General features: G+C 66.7%; 19 protein-coding genes. 13 read left to right on the forward strand and 6 right to left on the reverse strand.

Annotated elements, in window-relative coordinates:
* The first annotated feature begins 1 nt into the window (after position 1).
* Complete coding sequence (locus QNI11_RS06275) at positions 2 to 952, forward strand: 2-hydroxyacid dehydrogenase (RefSeq protein ID WP_283982754.1); 951 nt, start codon at positions 2 to 4, stop codon at positions 950 to 952.
* A gap of 118 nt (positions 953 to 1,070) precedes the next feature.
* On the opposite strand, the gene QNI11_RS06280 is transcribed toward QNI11_RS06275, so the two are convergent.
* The 3 genes from QNI11_RS06280 to QNI11_RS06290 all read right to left on the reverse strand — a co-directional run bounded on the left by QNI11_RS06280 (position 1,071) and on the right by QNI11_RS06290 (position 4,446).
* Entirely contained in the window at positions 1,071 to 2,183 is a 1,113-nt protein-coding gene (locus QNI11_RS06280) for a hypothetical protein (RefSeq protein WP_283982755.1), read from the reverse strand.
* Positions 2,184 to 2,470: 287 nt separating this feature from the next.
* The gene (locus QNI11_RS06285) at positions 2,471 to 3,112 is read right to left on the reverse strand and encodes a response regulator transcription factor (RefSeq protein WP_283982756.1); all 642 of its coding nucleotides are present in this window, start codon (positions 3,110 to 3,112) and stop codon (positions 2,471 to 2,473) included.
* Complete coding sequence (locus QNI11_RS06290) at positions 3,109 to 4,446, reverse strand: histidine kinase (protein WP_283982757.1); 1,338 nt, start codon at positions 4,444 to 4,446, stop codon at positions 3,109 to 3,111. Before QNI11_RS06290 ends, QNI11_RS06285 begins: the two co-directional genes overlap by 4 nt.
* A 153-nt stretch (positions 4,447 to 4,599) precedes the next feature.
* On the opposite strand from QNI11_RS06290, the gene QNI11_RS06295 reads away from it, so the two are divergent.
* Genes QNI11_RS06295 through QNI11_RS06325 form a run of 7 tightly spaced genes read left to right on the forward strand, consistent with a single transcriptional unit; the run spans position 4,600 to position 10,530 of the window.
* Positions 4,600 to 5,577 (forward strand): MoxR family ATPase, encoded by a 978-nt coding sequence (locus tag QNI11_RS06295; protein ID WP_283982758.1) that lies wholly within the window; start codon positions 4,600 to 4,602, stop codon positions 5,575 to 5,577.
* Complete coding sequence (locus QNI11_RS06300; protein ID WP_283982759.1) at positions 5,574 to 6,428, forward strand: DUF58 domain-containing protein; 855 nt, start codon at positions 5,574 to 5,576, stop codon at positions 6,426 to 6,428. Before QNI11_RS06295 ends, QNI11_RS06300 begins: the two co-directional genes overlap by 4 nt.
* Positions 6,425 to 6,793 carry a hypothetical protein gene (locus tag QNI11_RS06305; protein ID WP_283982760.1) on the forward strand — a complete coding sequence of 123 codons (369 nt, stop codon included), beginning with the start codon at positions 6,425 to 6,427 and terminating at the stop codon, positions 6,791 to 6,793. The genes QNI11_RS06300 and QNI11_RS06305 overlap by 4 nt, the downstream gene beginning before the upstream one ends.
* On the forward strand, positions 6,790 to 7,746 hold the full coding sequence (locus QNI11_RS06310; RefSeq protein WP_283982761.1) for a VWA domain-containing protein: 957 nt from the start codon (positions 6,790 to 6,792) through the stop codon (positions 7,744 to 7,746). The genes QNI11_RS06305 and QNI11_RS06310 overlap by 4 nt, the downstream gene beginning before the upstream one ends.
* A complete protein-coding gene (locus QNI11_RS06315) occupies positions 7,743 to 8,672 on the forward strand; it encodes a VWA domain-containing protein (RefSeq protein WP_283982762.1) in 930 nt (309 codons plus the stop codon). The genes QNI11_RS06310 and QNI11_RS06315 overlap by 4 nt, the downstream gene beginning before the upstream one ends.
* Entirely contained in the window at positions 8,669 to 9,316 is a 648-nt protein-coding gene (locus QNI11_RS06320; RefSeq protein WP_283982763.1) for a hypothetical protein, read from the forward strand. The genes QNI11_RS06315 and QNI11_RS06320 overlap by 4 nt, the downstream gene beginning before the upstream one ends.
* Positions 9,310 to 10,530: a hypothetical protein gene (locus QNI11_RS06325; RefSeq protein ID WP_283982764.1), complete on the forward strand. Its 1,221-nt coding sequence runs from the start codon at positions 9,310 to 9,312 to the stop codon at positions 10,528 to 10,530. The genes QNI11_RS06320 and QNI11_RS06325 overlap by 7 nt, the downstream gene beginning before the upstream one ends.
* Positions 10,531 to 10,620: 90 nt before the next feature.
* Here the strand turns inward: QNI11_RS06325 and QNI11_RS06330 are convergent, their stop codons facing one another.
* The gene (locus QNI11_RS06330) at positions 10,621 to 11,166 is read right to left on the reverse strand and encodes a YaeQ family protein (protein ID WP_283982765.1); all 546 of its coding nucleotides are present in this window, start codon (positions 11,164 to 11,166) and stop codon (positions 10,621 to 10,623) included.
* Positions 11,167 to 11,579: 413 nt separating this feature from the next.
* Here QNI11_RS06330 and QNI11_RS06335 point away from each other — a divergent pair, with 413 nt between their 5' ends.
* Positions 11,580 to 12,977 (forward strand): NAD-dependent succinate-semialdehyde dehydrogenase, encoded by a 1,398-nt coding sequence (locus tag QNI11_RS06335; RefSeq protein WP_283982766.1) that lies wholly within the window; start codon positions 11,580 to 11,582, stop codon positions 12,975 to 12,977.
* Positions 12,978 to 13,157: 180 nt separating this feature from the next.
* On the opposite strand, the gene QNI11_RS06340 is transcribed toward QNI11_RS06335, so the two are convergent.
* Complete coding sequence (locus QNI11_RS06340) at positions 13,158 to 14,777, reverse strand: FAD/NAD(P)-binding protein (protein WP_283982767.1); 1,620 nt, start codon at positions 14,775 to 14,777, stop codon at positions 13,158 to 13,160.
* Positions 14,778 to 15,372: 595 nt separating this feature from the next.
* On the opposite strand from QNI11_RS06340, the gene QNI11_RS06345 reads away from it, so the two are divergent.
* From QNI11_RS06345 to QNI11_RS06360, 4 genes are all read left to right on the forward strand, one after another.
* Positions 15,373 to 17,421: a bifunctional DNA primase/polymerase gene (locus QNI11_RS06345; RefSeq protein WP_283982768.1), complete on the forward strand. Its 2,049-nt coding sequence runs from the start codon at positions 15,373 to 15,375 to the stop codon at positions 17,419 to 17,421.
* 402 nt (positions 17,422 to 17,823) lie between these two features.
* Positions 17,824 to 18,330: a DNA packaging protein gene (locus tag QNI11_RS06350; protein WP_283982769.1), complete on the forward strand. Its 507-nt coding sequence runs from the start codon at positions 17,824 to 17,826 to the stop codon at positions 18,328 to 18,330.
* A complete protein-coding gene (locus tag QNI11_RS06355) occupies positions 18,323 to 20,092 on the forward strand; it encodes a phage terminase large subunit family protein (RefSeq protein WP_283982770.1) in 1,770 nt (589 codons plus the stop codon). The genes QNI11_RS06350 and QNI11_RS06355 overlap by 8 nt, the downstream gene beginning before the upstream one ends.
* Before the next feature lie 7 nt (positions 20,093 to 20,099).
* Positions 20,100 to 20,930, forward strand: coding sequence for a hypothetical protein (locus tag QNI11_RS06360; protein WP_283982771.1), 831 nt, complete (start codon positions 20,100 to 20,102; stop codon positions 20,928 to 20,930).
* Positions 20,931 to 20,961: 31 nt separating this feature from the next.
* Here QNI11_RS06360 and QNI11_RS06365 read toward each other — a convergent pair whose 3' ends face one another.
* Positions 20,962 to 21,189 carry a hypothetical protein gene (locus tag QNI11_RS06365; RefSeq protein WP_283982772.1) on the reverse strand — a complete coding sequence of 76 codons (228 nt, stop codon included), beginning with the start codon at positions 21,187 to 21,189 and terminating at the stop codon, positions 20,962 to 20,964.
* Positions 21,190 to 21,434 lie beyond the last annotated feature (245 nt).

Consider the following 21,434-nt stretch of genomic DNA (forward strand, 5'->3'; position numbering starts at 1 on the left):
TATGACCATGACCAAACCCGATCTTCTCCTTGTTGCGAACCTCACGCCACGCGTGGTCGACCAGCTCGACCAGGATTTCACCCTGCACCGCTATTGCGACGCAGAGGACAAGGCGGCCTTCCTGGCCGCCTTGCCTGACGGCGTCCGCTTCATCGCCACCGGCGGCGGCACGGGCTGTTCGCGCGAAATCATCGAGGCGCTGCCTGACCTGGAGATCATCTCCTCCTTCGGGGTGGGTTACGATGCGGTCGACGTCGAGGCGGCGAAGGAGCACGGGGTCCGCGTGACCAACACGCCGGACGTGCTGAACGACTGCGTGGCGGAGGTGACGCTTGCCCTGATGCTGGCGCTGGCGCACCGGGTGCCCGACAGCCACGAATACGTCCGCGCAGGCCGGTGGGAGAGCGAGGGCGCCATGCCGCTGACCGCCGAGCTGACCGGCGCGACGGTGGGGATCATCGGTCTGGGGCGGATCGGCAAGGCCATCGCCCGGCTGGCGCAGGCCTTCTCCATGCGCATCGTCTACCACGGCCGGTCCGAGCAGGCGCACCAGCCCTACCAGTATTACGCCGACCCGGTCTCCATGGCGCGGGACGTCGACTGGCTGGTGGTGATCGCCCCCAGCACGCCGCAGACGCGCGGCATCGTCAGCGCCGAGGTTCTGGAGGCACTGGGCTCCGACGGGCGGCTGGTGAACGTTGCCCGCGGCGATCTGGTGGACGAAGAGGCGCTGATCGACGCGCTGTCGAAGGGCACCATCGCGGGTGCGGCGCTCGACGTCTTTGCGCAGGAACCGCATGTGCCGGAGGCGCTCCGGACACAGGAGAACGTCGTCTTGCTGCCGCACATCGGCAGCGCCACGCACAAGACCCGCGCGGCGATGGGCGACCTCGTGGTGAAGAACCTGCGCGCCCACCTGCGCGGAGAGCCGGTCCTGACGCCGGTGGTCTGAAGACGGGCGGGGGCTGGAAGGACAGTCACCTCCAACGACGTGAAAACAGCCGCCGGTCACCCGGCGGCTGCTTGATTTCCGGCTGCGTCCGCACCGTAGGGGTGCGGCGACGCATGGTTTACAGCACGGCCCGCGCGATGCGGATCATCTGAAGAAGCTCGTATTCCGAGTCGTTCAACTGCACGAGCTGACCGTTCACCACGGCATAGTTTTCGTCCGCGCCAAGCTGAGGCAGGCGGTAGAGGTTGATGAGTTCTTCCTGCGTGAGGGCCGCTGTCGGCGCGATCGGCACACCGTTCAGCAGGTCGGCCGCCTGTGCCGTCTGGTTGACCAGCAGCAGGGAGGTGTAGTCCTCGTCGCCGAGCAGAACGGGCAGGCCGTCGATCAGGGCGTACCGCTGGCCATCCGGAGCGGGCGCAAGGTTGAACAGCTGGGCGATCTGGTCCGACTGCAGGAGCAGCAGGTCCGGGTCCGGATCGACGTCCACACCGCGACCAAGCCATTCGTCGCGGCGCTCGAGCCAGATCTCCTCGTAACGGTCGCGGTCGTAGGACACCCACTCGTCGTAGGTCACGCCCTTCTTTGCGAGGCCCGGCGGCACGCACGGCGGATCTTTCTTGGCCAGCCCCGGCGGGCAGTTGGTGTAGGTGATGAGTTCGTCGTCGGTCACGTCGGACCAGAGAAGCTGCGGCGTCGCGAGGGCCAGCGCGGTGGCCCCGATGACGCGGGTCATGTCACGGCCTGCGGGTGCCGGGGTGGAGACGATGCGCTTCACAACTTCCTCACGCTCGGCGGCGGTGTAGGCCTTGCGACCCTTGCTTGCCTTGCCGTTGCCGTTGCCGTTCGCGGCCTGCGCGACACCGTTTCCGTTGTTCTTCGGGCCGCCGGCATTCCCGGGCTTGCCCTTGCCGTTTCCATTGCCGTTGTTGGCCTGGGCGTTGCCCTTGCCGGGCTTGTCCTTGCCCTTGCCGTTGTCGGCCTGGGCGTTCCCGTTGCCCGGATTACCCTTCCCGGCATTGCCGTTGCCGTTGCCCTTTTTCAGCAACTTGGCGTTGCCGCCACCATTGCCTTTGCCGTTACCGTTGCCCTGCGGTCCCTTGGCGAGCCAGACCTGTTCGCCCTGGGCGACGGTGAAGCCTCCGGCGTTGCCCTTTGCGTGGATCGGGGCCGCGGAAAGGGAGGTTGTCGTCAAAGCAAGCGCCACGGCGCTGCCGATCAAGAACTTGTTCATGTCAGAAGCCTTTCATTTAGTAAGTGAACGCGACAATCATGCCTGTCGTTCCCCTCCGTCGGGGGCATAGGCGGAGCGCCTCGTATCCGGTGTCTGTTCGGCCCCGAAAGCGGCGTGCGTGACGGACGCGAAAGGCGCCAATCCCTGCATCTTCGGTAGAGATTCGATTGGCCCAAGCCCGCAATGATGGCCATGTGCTGCTGCCCGGTCAGGCGACATGCCAACCCGCCTGACCGCCACAAAAATGGCGCCCCCACAGAAATCAGTACCGAGAAGGCCGGGACAATTCAGACCGCTTGCAGCAGCCCTGTCTCGAGCGCGAACCAGACCAGTTGGGCGTCCGTCTCCATGCCCAGTATGCTCTTGATCTGGTAGTGATTGTTGCGGACGGTCTTCTGGCTGATGGACAGTTCCCCGGCGATGCGCTCGGCGGACCACCCCCGGGCCAGGAGGCATAGGATCTCGGTCTGGCGCGGGCTGAGATCGGTGAGCCCGGTCCCCACGCCGGAGATGCGGTCGCGGGCGATGGCCTCGATCACGTCGGGCGAGATCACAGTCTGCCCGCGCAGCGCGCCGAAGATCGCCTCGATGAGCACCTTGGGATCGCTGCTTTTCGTGATGTAGCTGGTGGCGCCCGCCTTGATGGCCTTTAACGCGAAGGCGGCGCTGAGGTGCATGGTGAAGACCACGATGCGCGCGGTGTCGTCGTACTGGCGGATGTGGCGGATCGCCTCGATGCCGCTGGCCCCGGGCAGGGTCACGTCCATGACCACGACGTCGGGGTGCAGTTCGCGGAACGCGGCGTAGGCAGAGCGGGCATCCTCCGCCTCGCCCACGATCTTCAGCCCCGGCTGCAGGTCGATCAGGCGGCGGTAGCCTTCGCGCACGACCGGGTGGTCGTCGATGATGATGACGCTGTAGTCCTTCATGCCGCGCAGCGCCCCCGTGTGTCCGGGAGGGTCACGCGGATGCGCACACCGCCGCCCGTATCCTCGAGCCGCAGCGTGCCTCCCATCGCCTCCGTCCTCTCCGACATGCCGATCAGTCCGTGGCCGGGCGCGCGCCCGTCGATGCCGCCGCCGCCGTCGTCCGCCACCGTCAGGACCATGGTGTCACCGCTGGAGTGCAGCGCCACCTCCACCCGGGACGGCGCGCCGTGCCGCATGGCATTCGTGACGCATTCCTGCACGATCCGGTAGAGGTCCAGCGCCACGGCGCCGCTCAGGCCGTCCTCGTCCAGCGTGCTGTCCAGCGTCAGCCGTGCCCCGCTTTGCGCCTGCCATCCCCCCAGCATCCCGCGCAGGCTGGCGACCAGGCCCACCTCGTCGAGGTCGGGGGGCCTGAGCCGGGCAAAGGCGCCGCGCAGGCACGTCATCATGGCGCGGATGTTGGCGCCGATGGCATCGGCATCGCGGGCGAGCGCCGGGTTCGATGGTGGCGCGGCAAGGCTGATGGAGGCGGCCAGCGCCGCGGTCGCCGTCAGCATCTGGCCGAACTCGTCGTGCAGGTCGCGGGCAAGTTGCCGCCGCTCCACATCCTCGACCTCGATCAGCCGGCGGGTCAGGAGGCGCCGCGCTTCGGTGCCGGTCTTCAGCTGCTGCGCGAGGCGGTTGACCGCGTCGGCGATCTTGCGGAACTCCGGCGCGCCGGAGGGGGTCACGCGGGTGTCGAGGTCACCGGCGCTCAGGCGATCCAGTCCGCGGACGATCGGACCGACCGGTTCCAGCCGGGAATAGATCGCCAGCGTTCCGAGGAACAGCACACCCGCCGCCATGCCCAGCGTCTGCCAGAGCGCCAGCTTCACCCGCTGCCACGCCAGCGTCGCGGCGGCCACCGGATCGAAGGTCACCTCGATCCCGAAGACGCTGTCCTGCGAGGCGCTGCCATTGCCCTTCGCCGGTTCGATCGCGCCGAAGATGCGCGTGACGGCCTTGCGGAATCGATCCGGCGCGACCGGCCCGAACATCTGCCAGCTCGAACAGAGCCGCCGCTCCGAGATCAGCCGCTGTTCGAACCGGATGCAGGTGCCCGGGGCCATCAGGCCAAGCAGCTTGATCGACGTCATCTCGGCATAGAGCGGATCGCCTGCGCGCGGCTCCATGTGGTAGTTGCGTTCGAGGACGTAGCCCGCGCGCGTCAGGGTGTTGCGGGTTGCACGGTCGGCGGCGTCGTAGGCGCCCGCCGCGGCAAACCCTATGGTGATCACCCCGGCCAGCAGGGTCACCAGCCAGAGCGTCAGAACCAGCCGCAGCCTCAGACTCATGGTGTGTCCTCCCCGATCTCCCCGTTCCCGAGGATCGGGCAATCGTGCCGTCTTGTCGCGGGCAAATTGCCCGACATTCCCGGATTCCGTCGGAAAAGCTTTGTCCTTCCGCGGGTTCGTGCCTTCCTGCGCGGGCACCTATGGGAGGAGCGCATGGAAGATCTGGCACCTGCAGGCACGCTGACGGATGCGGCGCGGCGTCTGACGCAGCGCATGGAATCCGGGCTGATCGGACAGTCGACGCTGGTCGAACGGCTGGTGATCTGCCTGCTGACCGGCGGTCACATCCTGATCGAGGGGCCGCCGGGGCTGGCCAAGACGCGGTCCGTGCGGCGGCTGTCGGAGGCGGTGGAGGGCAGTTTTTCCCGCATCCAGTGCACCCCCGACCTGATGCCCTCCGACGTGACGGGCACGCAGGCTTGGCGGCAGGAAACCAGCGAGATGGTCTTCCTCCCCGGGCCGGTCTTCCAGTCGCTCGTGCTGGTGGACGAGATCAACCGCGCCCCGCCCAAGGTGCAGTCCGCGCTGCTCGAGGCCATGGCGGAGGGGCAGGTGACCAGCGGCGGCATCGCGCGCGCCCTGCCAGAGCCTTTCATGGTCGTGGCGACGCAGAACCCGCTCGAACAGGAAGGCACCTTTCCCCTGCCGGAGGCGCAGCTCGACCGGTTCCTGTTCCACGTCCTGCTCGACCTGCCGGACGAGGACACAGAACTGGCGATCCTCGATCTGGTCGAGGGGGAGTTGCGCGCGCCCGCCGGGCAGGCGGTGTCCTGCCTCGACCTTCCAACGCTTGCCGCGATGAAGGCGGAGGTGGTGCAGGTGCACCTGTCCCCGGCGCTCCGGCGCTACATCGTGGGGCTGGTGATGGCGACACGGACGGGCACGGATGGCCTGTCGGTCACCGACCGCATCCAGCACGCGGTCAGCCCGCGCGGAACCCTGTGGCTGGCCGCCGCGGCGCGGGCGCGGGCCTGGCTGAACGGGCGCGACTACGCGGTGCCCGAGGACGTGAAGGCGCTGGCGCCGGACGTGCTGTGCCACCGCATGGCACCGACATGGCGCGCCCGCGCCGCGGGAGAGACCTCGCGCGGCATCATGGCAGAGATCCTGAACGTGGTGGAGCCGCTGTGAGGGACGTGGCGGCCAAGGGGGCGGGATCGGGCGCGGTGCTGTCGCTGGACCGGCTGGTGGCGCTTGCGGGTCAGGTCGGCCCGGCGCCCGTGGCGGGCCTGTCGCACGGGCGGGTCGCGGGCCTTTCCGGGCCACGCCGGGGCGAGGGCGGCGACCTCTACGATCTGCGGCCCTTCATCGACGGGGACGACCCGCGCCTTGTCGACCCCGCCGCCAGCGCGCGCAGCGGGCGCCCGCAGCTCCGCCGACGCCACGAGGAGGTCGAGCGCAGCCTGCTGCTGGTCGTCGATTTCCGCGCGCCGATGTTCTGGGGCACGCGGGGGCGGTTCCGCTCCGTCGCCGCGGCGGAGGCGGCTGCGCTGGAAGGCTGGGCCTGCGTGCTGGCAGGCGGCCGGGTCGGTCTGGCGATCCTGCGCGACGACGGTATCGACCGGCTGCCCGCCCGTCCGAGGGAAGCCGCAATGCTGGAAATCGCCGGGGTCCTGGCCCGTACGCACGCGGCGACGATGGGTGCACACCCCAAAGAAGTGGTCCCGCTGTCCGACGGACTGATCGAGATTGTCGCACGTGTACCCTCCGGCACGGCGGTCCTGCTGGCCACCGGGATGGACACGCCCGGAGAAGACTTTGCCGACATCGCCACGGACCTGATGCGCCGCAACCGCTTCGAGATCCTGCTGGTGCAGGATGCGGTGGAAACGGCGCCGCCTCCGGGCCGGTTCACCGCGCGCATCGGCGACATCCTGTCCCGCGGACGCTTCGGCGCGTCGCCCACGGCGGCGGTCCTGTCGGAGCGCGGGATAGCGGCCCGGATCGTCCGGGCCGAGGCGGACGAGGTCCTGCCGGCATGACACCCGAAGAGCTTGTCTCCCGTCTGGCTCCGGTGCGTGTCCCGGCGGACTTCGCCCGTTTCGGGCTGCAGGACCCGCTGGCCGCCGTGGCGCTGGGTCTGCTGGCGGGCGTTGTCCTATCCGTGCTGCTGCGCGCACTGACGGCGCCACGCACCCGCACCGTGGAAGACGTGCGCGCCCGGATTGCAGCCCTGACGCATCTGCCGCCGCAGGAGCGCATGGCCGGGCTTGCCGGGCTCTTGCGGGACATGGGCGGAACCGTGCCATCCGCGATGAGCAACGCGCTTTACGACCCGAATGCCACAACCGATCCCGCGCCGCTGGAAGAAGCCGTTCTGGCCGCCGCCCGGAGGGCCCGCCGATGACCCTCGCTGCCCCGTGGCTGCTCATCCTGCTGCCTTTGCCGCTCGTGCTGTTGCACCTGCTGCCGCCGCGGCGTGTGGGGGCCGTGGCGCTCTATCTTCCGCCAGCCATCGCTTCGGCGTTCCAGACCGCAGAAGCGGCGCCGGTGCGCCGCCATGCCCGGCTGATCGCGCTGGGTGTGGCGTGGATCGCGCTGGTCGCCGCGCTGGCGGGTCCGCGGCAGGAGCGGGTCCTCGACATCGTCCCTGCCTCCGGACGCGACATCGTGCTGGCGCTGGACCTCTCGGGGTCGATGGAACGCGAGGATTTCTCGATGAACGGAAAGACCGTGTCACGGCTGGCAGCGGTGCAGGGGGTCGCCGCGGATTTCGTCCGGGGCCGGGCAGGGGACCGGGTGGGGCTCGTCGTGTTCGGAGACCGGGCCTATGTCGCGGCCTCGCCGACACATGATGTCACTTCGGTGGCGCAGGTGATCGAGGGTCTGCAGATCGGCGTGTCGGGCAAGGCCACCGCGATTGCCGACGGTCTGGGCCTCGCCATCCGCCGCCTGCGCGAGCGCGACGCGAGGAGCCGGGTGATCCTGCTGCTGTCGGACGGGCAGGACACGACGGGGATGGTCGACCCGGTGGCGGCGGCGCAGGCGGCGCGGGACCTCGGGATGCGGGTCTACACCATAGCTTTGGGGCCGGCGGACCTGGCGGACGATCCGAAGTCCCGCGATGCCGTGGACGCCGTAACCCTGCGCCGCATCGCGGAGGCCGCGGGCGGAGAGACCTTCCGCGTCCGCACCACCGACGATCTGGAGGCCGTGACCGCCGCCATCGACCAACTGGAGCCAAGCCTTGCGGCCATGCCGCCCGTGCGAACGTGGCGGTCATATTGGCCGTGGCTGGCCGCCTTGGCGGCGCTGTGCCTCGGGGTCGCCATGGGTCTCCACGCGAGGGAAACGGCGTGACCGGGCCGGAGTTCATCCTGCTCCGTCCGCTGTGGCTGATCGGTCTCCCGCTGGCGCTGGCCGCTGGGGTGCTGATGGCGCGCCGGGCCGATGGGATGGCCGCGTGGCGCGCCGTGGTCGACGCCGACCTGCTGGACGCCATGCGCGGGCGCGGCTGGGTCTCTGCCCCCCGCGTCGGCGCCGACCCCTGGCTTTTGGCGATGGCCGTGGCGTTAATCTGCGCCGGGCTGGCGGGGCCGGCCAGCCGCGACAGCCAAGCGCCCGTGCTGCGCAACACCAACACGCTGATGATCCTGCTCGACCTGTCGCCGTCTGTGACCGAGGGCGGCGGCTTCGACGATGCGCAGGCCGCCCTCGCCCGCCTTGTCGACCTCGAAGGCGACCGGCCCACCGGCCTGATCGTCTATGCGGGAGAGAGCTTCCTTGCCAGCGTTCCCGCCGAAGATCCCGGTGTCGTCCGGGGCCTGATCGCGGTGGCCGACAGCGCGACGATGCCGGTGGGCGGCAGCCGTCCCGACCGCGCGCTGATCATGGCGAGGGGCGCCCTGCAGGACGCCGGGGCCATGGCGCCCGATGTGGTCATCGTCTCGGACGGTGGCGGCATGGGGCCGGAGGCCGTGGACATCGCCCGCCAGATGGCGGCCGAGCGTGTGCGTGTGTCTGCCATCTTCGTCCCGCAGGACGCGGCCCCCTACGGCATGCCCGCCGCTGACGCCGGAACGCTCGCCGCTGTTGCAGAGGCGGGCGGGGGCCGGATGATAGAGGCGACCGAGCTCAGCGCGCTCAGCACCTTGCTGCCCGACCGGCGCGACCCGCAGCGCGATGTTCCCGACCTGCGCGCCCTGCAATACCGCGATCTCGGGCCGTGGCTGGCCGCGCTGGCGCTGGTTCCGCTGGCGCTCCTGTTCCGGCGGCGGCAGACATGAGGCTGCGCTACGTGACAGCAGCGGCCATCGCCTGCGCCCTCGCCGCCGGTCCCGGGGCCTGGGGCAAGCTCGCGTGGCGCGCGGGGTTTCCGGCGCTGGCGGTCCCGGTCATCGGCGACCCCGAGGCCCGGGCTGCCGTGCTCTATGACGCCGGACGTTTCGCGGAGGCCGATGCGGCCTTTGCAGCCATTGGGCGCAGTGCCACCTACGACCGGGGGCTGACGCTGGCGGCAACCGGGGACTACGCGCTGTCGGTGGCCTATTTCGACGCGGTGCTGTTCGGCGACCACTACGATGCCGAGGCGCGCCACAACCGCGACACGGTGAAGGCCCTGGTGCCCCCGGTCATCGGCGAGGCCATGGGGCACGGGCGGATCGAGGCGATGCTGGCGGAGGCCGGCGTCGGCACCGCGCCCTTCGATCCCGACGCACCGGACCAGTCGATCCTGAAACGCGCGGTCGATCCGCAGCGCGAGTCCAACAGGCGCCCGGTCGAAAGCGAACGCACGGCGGCCGCCGATGGCGCCTGGCTCGACACGCTCGAAGATGCCCCCGGCGCCTACCTCAAGGCCCGGCTCGCCGCGGAGATGGACCGCCGCGTGACCGAAGGCGAGGCCCACGAGGAGGAGGCCGAGAGATGGTGAGATGGCTGTTCCTGTTGCTGCTGACCGCCTTGCCCGCCTTTGCCCAGGACCGCGACGCGCCCCGGCTCGAACTGATCCTCGATCCGCGCGACACCGCCCCGTTTGAGGGCGAGATGGTCCTTGCCACCCTGCGCGGCACCTACCGGCAGAGCATCACCCGCGAAGAGGTGAAGCTGCGGCCGATGAGCGATTTCGACTGGGTGCGGCTCGGGATGGACCGATGGACCGACGAGCGCGTCGACGGGCTGACGGCGCGGGTGTTCGAGCGGCGGATCGCCTTCTATCCGCGCAGGGCGGGCGCGCTGGAGATCCTGCCTATCACCCATGCGCTGCAGGTCCTTGGCGCGGATAGCGGGCGCGAGGACATCCTCGTCCGGTCAGAGCCCGTAGCCCTCACGGTGCAGCCGAAACCTTCCGGTGTCGGGGATGGCTGGCTGCCGCTCCGCACGCTCGAGGTGTCGGACAGCTGGGATGTCGATCCGGCGCAGCTGGCGGACGGGCAGGGGGCCACGCGCCGCGTCGTGCTGCGCGCCTTCGGCGCCACGCCGGAGATGATGCCCCCGCAGCCGACCCTCAGGCAGCCGTGGCTCATCAGCTTCACCCCGCCGGAGGAGCGTAACTTCCAGGTCACGCCGGAAGGGCCGGTGTCCACGGTCGTCTGGACATGGAAACTGCGGCCCGTCACGGGTGAACCGGGCGTCATTCCGGCGATCACCCTGCCTTGGTTCGATACGGGCAAGCGTACCGCGCGGTCGGCAACGATCCCCGCGTCGCCCATCGGATATGCCAGCTTCAGCGCGAACGCCGCGTCCGGCTGGCAACCCATCGGGTCACCGGGCTGGGCCTTCTGGGGACTGGCGGGCCTTGCGGCGCTGTCCACCGCAGCGAGCACATCACGGCACCGCGCCCCGGCACGCGACATGTTCCGAAGGGTGCGCCGCCGATGGCACAGGCGGGTGCTGTTGTCGAGATTGCGCCGCCTCGTTCGCGCGGGAGAGGTCGCAGCCGCCCGAAAGCTGGCCTCGCGCCTGCTGGAGGATTTCTCGGGCCTTGGCGAAACCGAACGCCTGGCCCGCCTCATGCCCGCCGACAGGACGCTGTTCGGGGCCGCCGGGAATGCCGCGGACGCGCCGCCGCTCCGTGCCCTGACGGAGAACGTTGTATCTGGCATGAAGGAGTCGCGGTCGGGCGAAGAGAGGGTTCCTGCCGCATAGCCTCTGCGATTGGGCCGGCTCGGAACGTCGTAGTGGCGGGGTGGAAGCCGCGTCAGCATCCAATGCCTGTCCGGCGCAGGCAATGCCCCGTTACGAAGCGCTCTTCCAAGTCACCGGGGTGATGTAGGCGATCTGGTCGTCGACGCTGACCATCACCTCGCCGTCCTGGATGTTGACCTGGATCTTCATCGCCCGGCTAGCAAGCGCGGCAAGGGCCTTGGCTTCGGCTTCCGGGAAGGCCGTGACCTCGAGGTTGTCGAAGCGCGTGGTGCTGCACTTGACCTTGTCCCACCAGATCTCTGCCGCACGGCCGCCGTAGGGATAGATGACCATCCTCCCCGACTTGTTGCAGGACTGGCGGATCACCTTCTCGCTGGGCAGGCCGAGCGCGACCCAGAGGTCGATCTCGCCGCTCAGGCTCTTCTGCCAGATGTCTGGCTCATCGTCGGTCGAGAGACCCTTGGTCATCTCGAGGTGCTCATGCGCATTCAGCGCGAAGGCGACAAGGCGGAGCATCAGCCGTTCATCCGTCTCGGACGGATGGCGGGCAATGGTCAGCTTGTGGGTCTCGTAGTAGTGGCGGTCCATGTCCGACACGGACAGCTCGACTTTGTAGATGGTGGCGTTCAGCGCCATGATACCAGTGTCCCGGGTCCGTGAAGGTTGGCGATGCCTACCCCGTGCCGGGGGGAATGGAAAGCACGCGGGTGGTATCGCCTTTTGGGAGGATGCGTTGAGGCCGCCTTCTGGAACCTCTCAGCCGAAGGTGGCGGTGAAGGTCTCTGCGTACCTGCCTTCCGTCTCGGCCGGCGCGGGAGATTCACGCGCCGGACAAGCATGTCGTCGGGAATGACCTCGCGGGACAGGAGGCTGGTCGTTTCGCCGATGAACGTGTCCCGCGGCCATTTCCTCGAACCGCTCCCGTCTCGCACACCCGGCATCACGTCTGCGTCAAAACCCCGGGGTGCCCGGACGTAAGGCCGGTTCGGGGAGGAACGACGGCCTTCGGGACACGTTTTCTTTCCGAAGCTTATGCGAAAGGACACGAGATGAAAGACTCCCACAGCCCGGAGCGCACACTCACCACCACCAACCCGGCGACGGAAGAGGTCATCGAGACCTACCAGATGATGAGCAACGACGAGATGGTCGCGGCGCTGGAAGCCTGCCACGAGTCCTTCACGGACTGGCGGCTCAAGTCTCACAAGGAGCGCGCCGAGGTTTTGAATTCCATCGGCCAGAAGCTGCGCGACCGCAAGGAAGAGTTCGCCAGACTGATGACCCGCGAGATGGGCAAGCGCTTGACGGACAGCCACGACGAGATCGACCTCTGTGCGGCGATCTGCGACTGGACTGCCGAGAACGGCCCCGACGTGCTGGCTGACGAGGAACGCAGCCTGCAGGACGGTCGCAGGGGTGTCATCACCAAGGCGCCCATCGGCGTGATCTATGGCATTCAGCCGTGGAACTTCCCGGCCTACCAGGCGGTGCGCTACGCCATCGCGAACCTGATGGCCGGCAACGGCGTGCTGCTGAAACACGCCGAGATCTGCACCGGATCGGGCCTGATGCTGCGCGACATCTTCGAAGAGGCGGGCCTGCCCAAGAACCTGTTCACGGTGATGCTGATCGACCACGACCAGTCGGACGAGCTGATCGGACACAAGCTGGTGCGCGGTGTGACGATGACAGGCAGCGCCAAGTCCGGCAGCATCATCGCCGCCAAGGCGGGCGAGCACCTAAAGAAGACCGTGATGGAACTGGGGTCCAACGACGCCTACCTGGTGCTGGAAGACGCCGACATCGACCTTGCGGTGAAGACCTGTGTCGCGGGCCGGATCTACAACAACGGCCAGACCTGCGTGAACGCCAAGCGCTTTGTCGTCACGGACAAGGTCTATGACGCCTTTGTCGACGCCTACGTGAAGGCCATGGCCGACGTGACCTTGGGCGAGCCCATCGCCGAGGACACCGACCTTGGCCCGATGGCCCGCAAGGACCTGCGCGAGACGCTGCACGACCAGGTGGAGAAGAGCGTGGCCAAGGGCGCGAGGATCGCCGTAGGCGGCAAGCTGCCTGACGGCAAGGGATACTACTACCCGGCCACGGTGCTGACCGATGTCGAGCCGGGCCAGCCCGCTTACGACGAGGAGTTGTTCGGCCCGGTTGCCTCCGTGATCCGTGCGAAGGACGACGATGACGCCATGCGGATCGCCAACGACAGCCGTTTCGGCCTCGGCGGCGGGATCTTCAGCCGTGACGAGGACCGTGCGCTGGAGCTTGCGAAGACGCGGTTCGACACCGGGATGGTGTTCATCAACCAGTTCAACCTCGCCACGCCCGAGATGCCGTTCGGCGGCGTCAAGGACAGCGGCTACGGCCGCGAGCACGGCGGCTTCGGCATGACGGAGTTCATCAATGCCAAGGCCGTGACCCTGCCGGGGTGAGGCGATGCGGGGGCCGTTTCGGCCCCCGCTTTTCGTTTGCGCAGTCGCATGGATGGGGCACCCGCGACGCTCACGGAGATATCGCCCCGTTTCTTGCCTTCCGAACATCGGTAACGGCTGTCGCCTCTGACAGGCGGCGCATGTCCGGCGCATACGGCCCTCGGCTTTCAATGGCCGGGATCAGACCGATGCCACGATACGTCGCGCCGCCATGTGGCCAAGATCGCGGGCGCGTTCCAGACCTTGCACGAAGGGATCGGTCGGCAGCAGAACCGGGATGGAGACGCAGGTGAGCGTCCCCTGACAGTCCTCCGGCAAAGTGACCGCACAGGACACCGGGTCGAACGACAGCCCGGATGCCAGCGCCGCGAGGCCGGGGAAGAGCGACACCAGATCCGCCGACTGCTGCCCACGCGCGTCGATCACCCCGGCGACCTGCAATTTGCCCGACGCATACGTGATCTCTACACCCCGGCCATGGTCGACCATATGGTAGTCCGCGTTCAGGCGCACCACGTCCAGCACCCCGGCTTCATGCAGGGCCATCATCCGCCGGACAGAGCGATGCGGGACCGAGGCATAACAATCGGTGAAGATCGGTTTCAGCTCGCGGTTCAGCCGCTCCCGGTCCGCTTCCGTCATGTGGGGGATGACTTCTTCCAGCACCTCGTGCGCCCTGAGCAGGGCCATGCGCCAGGGATCGGCCCTGTGCAGGCGACGGTCCGCCTCGGCGATCTCGAGGTCGAGCCGCGTGGCTTCCCAAGTATCCAGGTCCATGCGATCGGCGAAGAAACGCTCCGCCAGACCGTCGAGGCAGGACAGTTGCAGCCTCTTTGCCAGCGCGCTGTCGATACTCTCCAGATCCCTGACCAGCAGCTCATGGCAGCGGTCCAGAAGCCCGTCGGCGCCCGCCGCAATGGCGCGCTGCGCCGCCTTGCCAGTTAGATTCGCCAGCTCGGGCAGGGGCAGGGTGTAGTACCAGTCCGCGGGCGGCAGCAGTCCTTTGCGGGACATCATCGTCAGGTGGAACCCCTCTGCCGGACCGTTCGTCTCCCAGCGCGCGGCGCTCCCGTCCTCCACGAACCGGCCATGGAACCCTGCCAGCGCCACCGCCGCATCTATCGCCGTCAGCGAAGTGCCGAGGATCGCGACGCTCTCCCCGATGAACCGCCGAAGATCTTCGACGGGCCAGGGCCTTTGCATCCGGATGCCCAGATCGGTAACGTCGCTTCGCCAGTGGTGGCCGGTTGCCAGCACCACATGATCGAAGGTTGCACTGTCGCGTCCGGACGGCGACTCCCATTCTATCGCGATCTCTCGCTCCGGCCTGATATCCAGAACCCTGTGCCGCGCCCGCAAGGTCACCGCGTGTCCCTTTGACCGCGCCCGCGCCACGAGGCCTGCCAGTTGTGCGGTGAAATAGCGGCCGAGCACCACGCGCGGATAGAATGCGTCCGGCCCGATCTCGGCACGGTCGATCCCCATGGCCTGCAACGCCTCCGCGTCGCATCTGGTGAGCCAGTCGTGCAGCGGCTCCAGCAGCGGCGGCAGTTCCCGTCCGCCGATGTTCGCCAGCATCTGCGGATGGTTGATGCCTTCGCGGTACGGCATGCCCGGTCCCACATGGCCGTCCTTCTCGAAGACATGGATATCGAAGGGCACGTCGTGCTCCGACAGGACCTGCAGCGCATAGAGCGTCGTGGGCCCGCCGCCCACGAGCGCGACGCTCGGGCGCCTTGCGGGCGCGAGCGGGACGGCACGCGCGGAGCGCAACGCCTGAAGCGGAGGAACATGGGTCATCGGAGGCTTTCTCGAAGGGCGGTTTCACGATCCATTCGTCTCAACCATGACGACAACCGGATCAGCGCGGATTGGTTCCATGACTCCTGGGAACTGGGCTTGCCGACCGCCAGTTGCCGCTGCCCGGAAGGAACCTTCTGGTCTGCTTGCTGACAACCATAAGGTGCGAAACGCGGGTTTTCCGTTTAGCCATCCGGGCTCTCAGCGGAGCGCAGACGAACGAAGGCATTAAGATTCAATTGCTTGTCTGTTGTGGAGCGTGCGGCGAACAAGGCACCAGCGCACCGACGAAAAAGGTTCGCCAAAGTACAAACAAGCCCCCGAATTAAAGGGGGAATTTGTGTGGGTGGCGGAGACGAAGTCCGTCCGTCCGCGAATTACACCCTGAATTATCATTTTAAATCAGTGCCTTGCAAATCTTCGTTGTCAGAAATGTGGACAACGATGTGGACAAGAACATCTGCGAACGCCCCTGAGCATACCGAATCGAACCTACAAAAGGAAACCCCCTGCCGGGACCAACGGCAGGGGGCTCAGACGGTATGCCCAGCGGGGCGAGAGACAATGAACTCCCCTCACCATAAAGGAAGATCACATGAGGAAAACTAATAATCTTTCGGCGGAATTGCAAGTCAATCTGGACGTGGCGCTGGCGTGGGCAGAGGCCGGGATTCCGATCTTCCCGGCGCGGGCCGAAAGCAAGCGGCCCCATGTCACCGGCTGGCAGGACAAGGCCACGACCGACCCGGCTCAGCTCCGCCGCTGGTGGCGCAAGTGGCCCGACGCCATGCCCGCCATTCCGACCGGCAGCGGCTCCGGCATCGCGGTGCTGGACCTTGACCGGAAGAACGGCAAGGACGGCTTCCAGACCTTGCGGGAGCTGGGGCACGACCCGGACGCGCTGAGCCCGCATGTCATCACCACGCCTTCGGGCGGGCAGCATGTCTATTTCCGGCACATGGCCGGGCTCCGCCTGTCCGCTGACAAGATCGGGCCGGGTGTGGACGTGCGGGCCGATGGTGGCTTTGTCATTGCCCCGGGCGCGGTGAACGGAGAGGGCGGCTATGGGCGGCTCGGCGGCCCGCTGAAGCGCATCTTGGACGATCTTCCGGGATGGCCCGCCGCGATCCAGCCGCCCGCCCGTGAGCCGCGCCAGAGCTCCGGCGACGTGACCGGGCTGCCCTTTGAAGAGTTCCGGGGCGCACTCATGGCGGTGCCCAATGACGACACCAACCCGGACGCCGATGGCCGGGACTGGTGGGTGAAGATGCTGGCGGCGGTCCACCACGAAACCGGCGGCTCCGAAGAGGGCTTGGAACTGGCGCAGGACTGGTCCGCTCAGCACGACTCCTATGACCCGGAAGAGACGGACTCCGTCTGGCGGTCTTTCCGCCGTGGCGAAGGCGCGACGGGGGCCACCGTGCTCCGGGAAGCCCGCAAGCGGGGCTGGCGTGGTGAGACAGAGCGGGCACGGCTGGACGCGCTCCTTGAAAGCTGCTGGCCCGTGGAAGAGCTGGCAGAGATCGGGGCCTTGGACGAAGAGACCCGCGCCACGATTGAAGAGCTAGTGGGGCCTCTGCCCAATCCGTCGTTTTTCCGTTCTGCATCGGAATGGGCTGGGCAGCCTGTCCCCGAACGCAAGTGGCATGTGCCCGACCTGATCCCCGGAAACACCGTGACCATCCTCGGGGGTGATGGCGGCACCGGCAAGAGCCTCTTGGCGCTTCAATTGGCCGTCGCCACATCTACGCGCACCGAATGGCTTGGCCATTCTATCGCCACGCCCGGCAAGGCCGTGGTGCTCTGTGCGGAAGACGACGAAGCGGAGCTGCATATCCGCATGGCGGGCATTTGCCGGGCTCAGGGCTTGTCGCTCTATCAACTGGACCGGCTCTTGATCCGGTCCGTTGCGGGCGAAGAGACGTTGTTGGCCGTGCCCGACAAGACGAACGTCATGAAGCCGACGAAGCTCTATAACAAAATCTGCGAAGAGATCGAACGCCACCGCCCCACGGTATTGGTGCTCGACACGTTGGCGGACCTCCACGCGGGGAACGAAAACGACCGCGCCCACGCCCGGCAGTTTATCGGGATGCTCCGTCACATCGCCATTCAGAATGAATGTGCCGTGGTGCTGCTGGCCCACCCGTCTCTGACCGGCATGAACACCGGCACCGGGCTTTCTGGGTCAACCGCGTGGAACGCTTCCGTTCGGTCCCGGCTGTATCTTCGCAGGGACAAGGACGAAGACGGAAAGGAGTCCGACCCGGATGCTCGCGTGTTGCAAACCATGAAGTCCAATTACGGGCGAACCGGGGAAGAGATCAACTTGACCTACATCGAAGGGGCCTTCTTCTCGGACAAGGAAGAGGGGCGTGAATCAAGGCTCAATTCCTCAGACCGGGCTGACCGGGTGTTCCTTAAACTGCTGAGGGAACTGTCGTCTCAGGGGCGCAAAGTGTCCACCAGTCATTCGAGCACATTCGCCCCCAAGGTGTTCTCGGAACACCCGGAGTCTGAGGGGGTTGGGAAGAAGGCGCTGGCGGGGGCAATGGAACGGCTCTTGTCCCGTGGGGAGATCGAAGTGGGGGAAGAGGGGCCGCCCTCCAAGCGCCGGGCGTTTCTCCGGGAGGCCGGAATATGAAGGCCGCTTTCGCCACGGGGAATCCCTCAGGGGGACTTCCAACCCATTTCCAACCCAAAATGGGCCTTCCAACCCCTACCAACCCCCTCTTTTGGGGGGTGCCAACCCCCTGCAACAAACATCCAACCCTCGCCACGGGGCTTCCAACCTTGCTTTTGGGCCTGCTGTTCCAACCCCCTTATACCCCCATAGGGTTGGAAGGCCGCCCCATGGGCGGTCGGCCACCAACTTCCGAGTCCTGCACCACGGGCAAGAGCCCCCGTGGGGGATTGGCGGGTCCCTCTGGGGGCGCTGGGGTGCGGGGGGCGCGGAGCCCCGAGCTTTCCTCCCGTGGGGAGATTCTGGAATCGAGAAAACCCCGTGGGGGAAATCCCCCGTGGGGAGAGACTGAGGAACTGAGCGATGAAATACACCCCTGAGATGGTGGACGCGATGATGGCCGCCGAGGAAGAGCCCCCGGTGGGGGACTCCCCCGTGGTGAGTGCCGCAGAGCTGGGGGAATGGCTGGGGATTGCCCCCAACCGGATTCACGCTCTGGGGCGGGATGGTATCCTTCCCCGGGTGGAGGGCACCCGCTATCCGCTCCGGGCCGCCGTGGTGGCCTATTGCGACCACGCCCGGGCGCTGGCACGTGGGAAACAGGTGGACGCGGAGCTGGCGGCGGAAAAGCTCCGGCTTGCGAAGGCCAACGCGGAGAAGGTGGAGACCGCCAACGCCAAGCTCCGGGGCGAGCTGATCCCTGCCGCAGAGGTGGAACGGGAATGGGCCGCAGTCCTCCGGGGCGTCCGGGCCGCCATGCTGGCGGTGCCGTCCCGGGTGGCGCAGACCGCCGGGCATCTGACCCCGCACGACATCAACGCCATTGACCGGGAAGTCCGGGACGCACTGGAAGAGGCTGCCCATGACTGACGCGCTCACCATCACCCGCTGCAACGCGCTCCGGGCGCTCACCCCGCCGCCGCGCCTGTCCCTGTCGGAATGGATCGAAACCCACATGAGGCTTCCCGAGGGCGTCTCCGCTCTTCCGGGCCGCGTGTCACTCTGGCCCTACCAGCGCGAGATTGCCGACGCCATTTCCGACCCGACCTTGGAGCGGGTGACGCTGGTCAAGCCCGTCCGAGTGGGCTTCACCACGCTGCTGACCGGGGCGCTGGCGTCTTACGTTGCCAATGAGCCCGCCCCGATCTTGGCGCTTCTGCCGACCGAAGCCGATTGCCGGGACTATACCGTCTCCGACCTCGAACCGATCTTTGAGGCCACCCCGGCGCTGCGCGGGCTCATCTCTGCCGAAGCCGACGAGTCGGGCCGGTCCACCTTGCTCAGCCGCCGCTTTCCGGGCGGGTCCCTCAAGATCATCGCCGCCAAGAGCCCCCGGAACCTCCGCCGTCACAACGTCCGCGTCCTGCTGATCGACGAAGCCGACGCGATGGAAGCGGGCGTGGAGGGCAGCCCCATCACGCTGGCGGAGCGGCGCACCCTGAGCTTCGCCAATCGCAAGATCATCTTGGGCAGCACCCCGACCTTGGAGGCCACGTCCAACGTGCTCCGGGCCTATGCCCGTTCCGACCGGCGGGTCTATGAGGTGCCGTGCCCCGATTGCGGGCACCATCACGAAATCCAATGGGCCGATATTGTCTGGCCCGAGGGCGAGCCGCAGAAGGCCGCCTACGTCTGCCCGGAGTGTGGAAGCGTGGTGGAAGAGCGGCACAAGGCAGCCATGGTCCAGAAGGGCCGCTGGCGGGCCACAGAGCCGCTTGTGGAGGGCCACGCGGGCTTCCGGCTCAATGCCCTTGTCTCGACGCTGGCGAACGCCTCTTGGGGCAAGCTGGCGGCGGAGTTCGTGGAGGCCAAGAAGAGCCCGGACACTCTCCAAGTCTTCGTCAACACGATCCTTGCCCAAGGCTGGCGCGAGGCGGCGGAAGAGCTCGACGAAGCGGCATTGGCCGCCCGGGCCGAACCTTTCGGTCTGCCCGACGCGATCCCGGCGGACGTGCTCTTTGTGACGGCTGGCGTGGACGTGCAGCGGGACCGGCTGGAACTGGTCTTCTTGGGCTGGGGCCGGGACGACATTTTCGTGCTGAGCCAATTCGTGATCTGGGGCAACCCGATGGCGGACGATGTATGGGCGGAGCTGGACGACGCCTTGCGCACCATCTGGAAGCACCCCAAGGGCGGCATCCTCCGGGTGGACGCGGCGGCGGTGGACGCGGGCGACGGCGAGACGATGGACCGGGTTATCAACTTCTGCCGCCCGCGCTCTGCCCGCCGGGTCTACGCGATCAAGGGGGCCGCCGGGAACCGGCCCGTGATCCGCGCCAGCGACACGCGGGGCAGCCGCCTCTTCATCGTGGGCGTGGACTCGGTCAAGGGCCAGCTCACCAGTCGCCTGAGCCGGGGCAAGTCCGTCCGCTTCTCCGATAGCTTGGAGGGGCGGTTTTACGAAGAGCTGGCGTCCGAACGGCTGGTCATGCGCTACGTGAAAGGCGCACCCGTGCGGCAATGGGAACGGATACCTGGGCGGCGGGCGGAGAGCTTGGATTGCGTCGTCTACGCAATGGCCGTCCGGGCGTTGGTCAACGCCAAGCTGGACCGCCGCGAAGAGGAAGTGGAAGCGAAGACCCTTCCCAAACCGACCCCCTCTGTGGTCAAGTCGTCTTGGTTGGGCAGATAGGTGGGCAATGGCACAGAAAATTCAATTCAGGTGGCAGGCAAAGGGTCATCGTGACGCTGCGAGGGCACATCTTGAATCCGGTGAAGATGATTTGCTTTTTGCCTCTGCACTTCGCCTCAGAATGGCCGTTGAATGTCTGGCCTATGAACTTCTGCAATCCCTTGGTGATGAAGTTTCCCAAGACGTTATGGAAACTTGGCAGCCAAGCAGGCTTATAAAGGAGCTCAAGGAAATAGACGCCGCTGTGGATCAAGATGTTTCAATCCGTTTTGGCGTGGAAGAGGTTCCCGGCCAACCTGCGAAAGAAATGCGGGATTTGGGCACCGACGCGCGACTGTCAGCGAAATGGATCAACAAGCAATGGAACGCTTTGGGCAGCTATCTGCACGCCTCGACAATCAAACAGCAGCGGGACGGGAAGAATTTCGATGCGCAAAAGGCGCGCCAAAAGATCGAAGAAGTTCTTCCTGAAGTTGACCGCGTTCTAGATTCAAGAATCTTTGCTACCAACATCAAAGCCACAATCACAGTTACTTGCGATTGTGGGTTTGAAGTGAAGCGCCGGGAGAGTCTGCTAGAGAAAGGCTTGGGAGTCACTTGCGCAAACTGCGGTGCGATGCTCGGTGCGGAGAAAAAAGATGATCAATGGGTCTTCTTTCACCGTTATCACAACTACACCTGCCCGCATTGCCAGAAACGGAACGCCTTCAAAGCACATGAGCTAAAAGACGGCGCGGAGTTCACTTGTGATGGTTGCGGCGCTCTGGTGGGCATAGAAAAGGACTGGTGTGTCCGACTTCGGAGCGCCCCAGAAGAAACAGAAAAAGCGGACAAATAGGCCCGCCGCTTTTCATTTTCTGAAACCTGTTTCAGCCCCGGACTTCCATCGCCTCAGTGACCGCGTGATACCACGCGAGCTCCGTTGGCATGGTCTTCCGATACTTCTTGTTCAGCGTTTTGAACCGGCAACGCTGCGCCCGGGTCATCGGGACGGGCGGGGTATTGTAACCGTCAGTGTCGCTCCGGTGTTCGTCGGGCATGACCGGGAAAACTTCCCCAGTGGTCGGGTCAATATCAATAACGAGCAAGTGGGTCATGGTGTGGTCCTGTCTGCTGGGGAGTGGTGGGGCCGCCTGCAACAACATCCCGAAAATCAGGCGGCCCCGGAGTGAGCCTCCCCACCTTGGCAGCCGATGAAGCGGGCGGGGCGACGAATCTTTCTTACCCTGAGCGGGCCTCTGAGTCCATGGTCAACCGAAAGTTTACAATGCAATAACAATGGCTTGGATGTTGACCGCTGAGTGGGACTCAGGGTATGTCGGGGCATCTCTCAACCGAGGAG

It is taken from the genome of Sagittula sp. MA-2 (assembly GCF_030126985.1).
In the GTDB taxonomy this organism is placed as follows: domain Bacteria; phylum Pseudomonadota; class Alphaproteobacteria; order Rhodobacterales; family Rhodobacteraceae; genus Sagittula.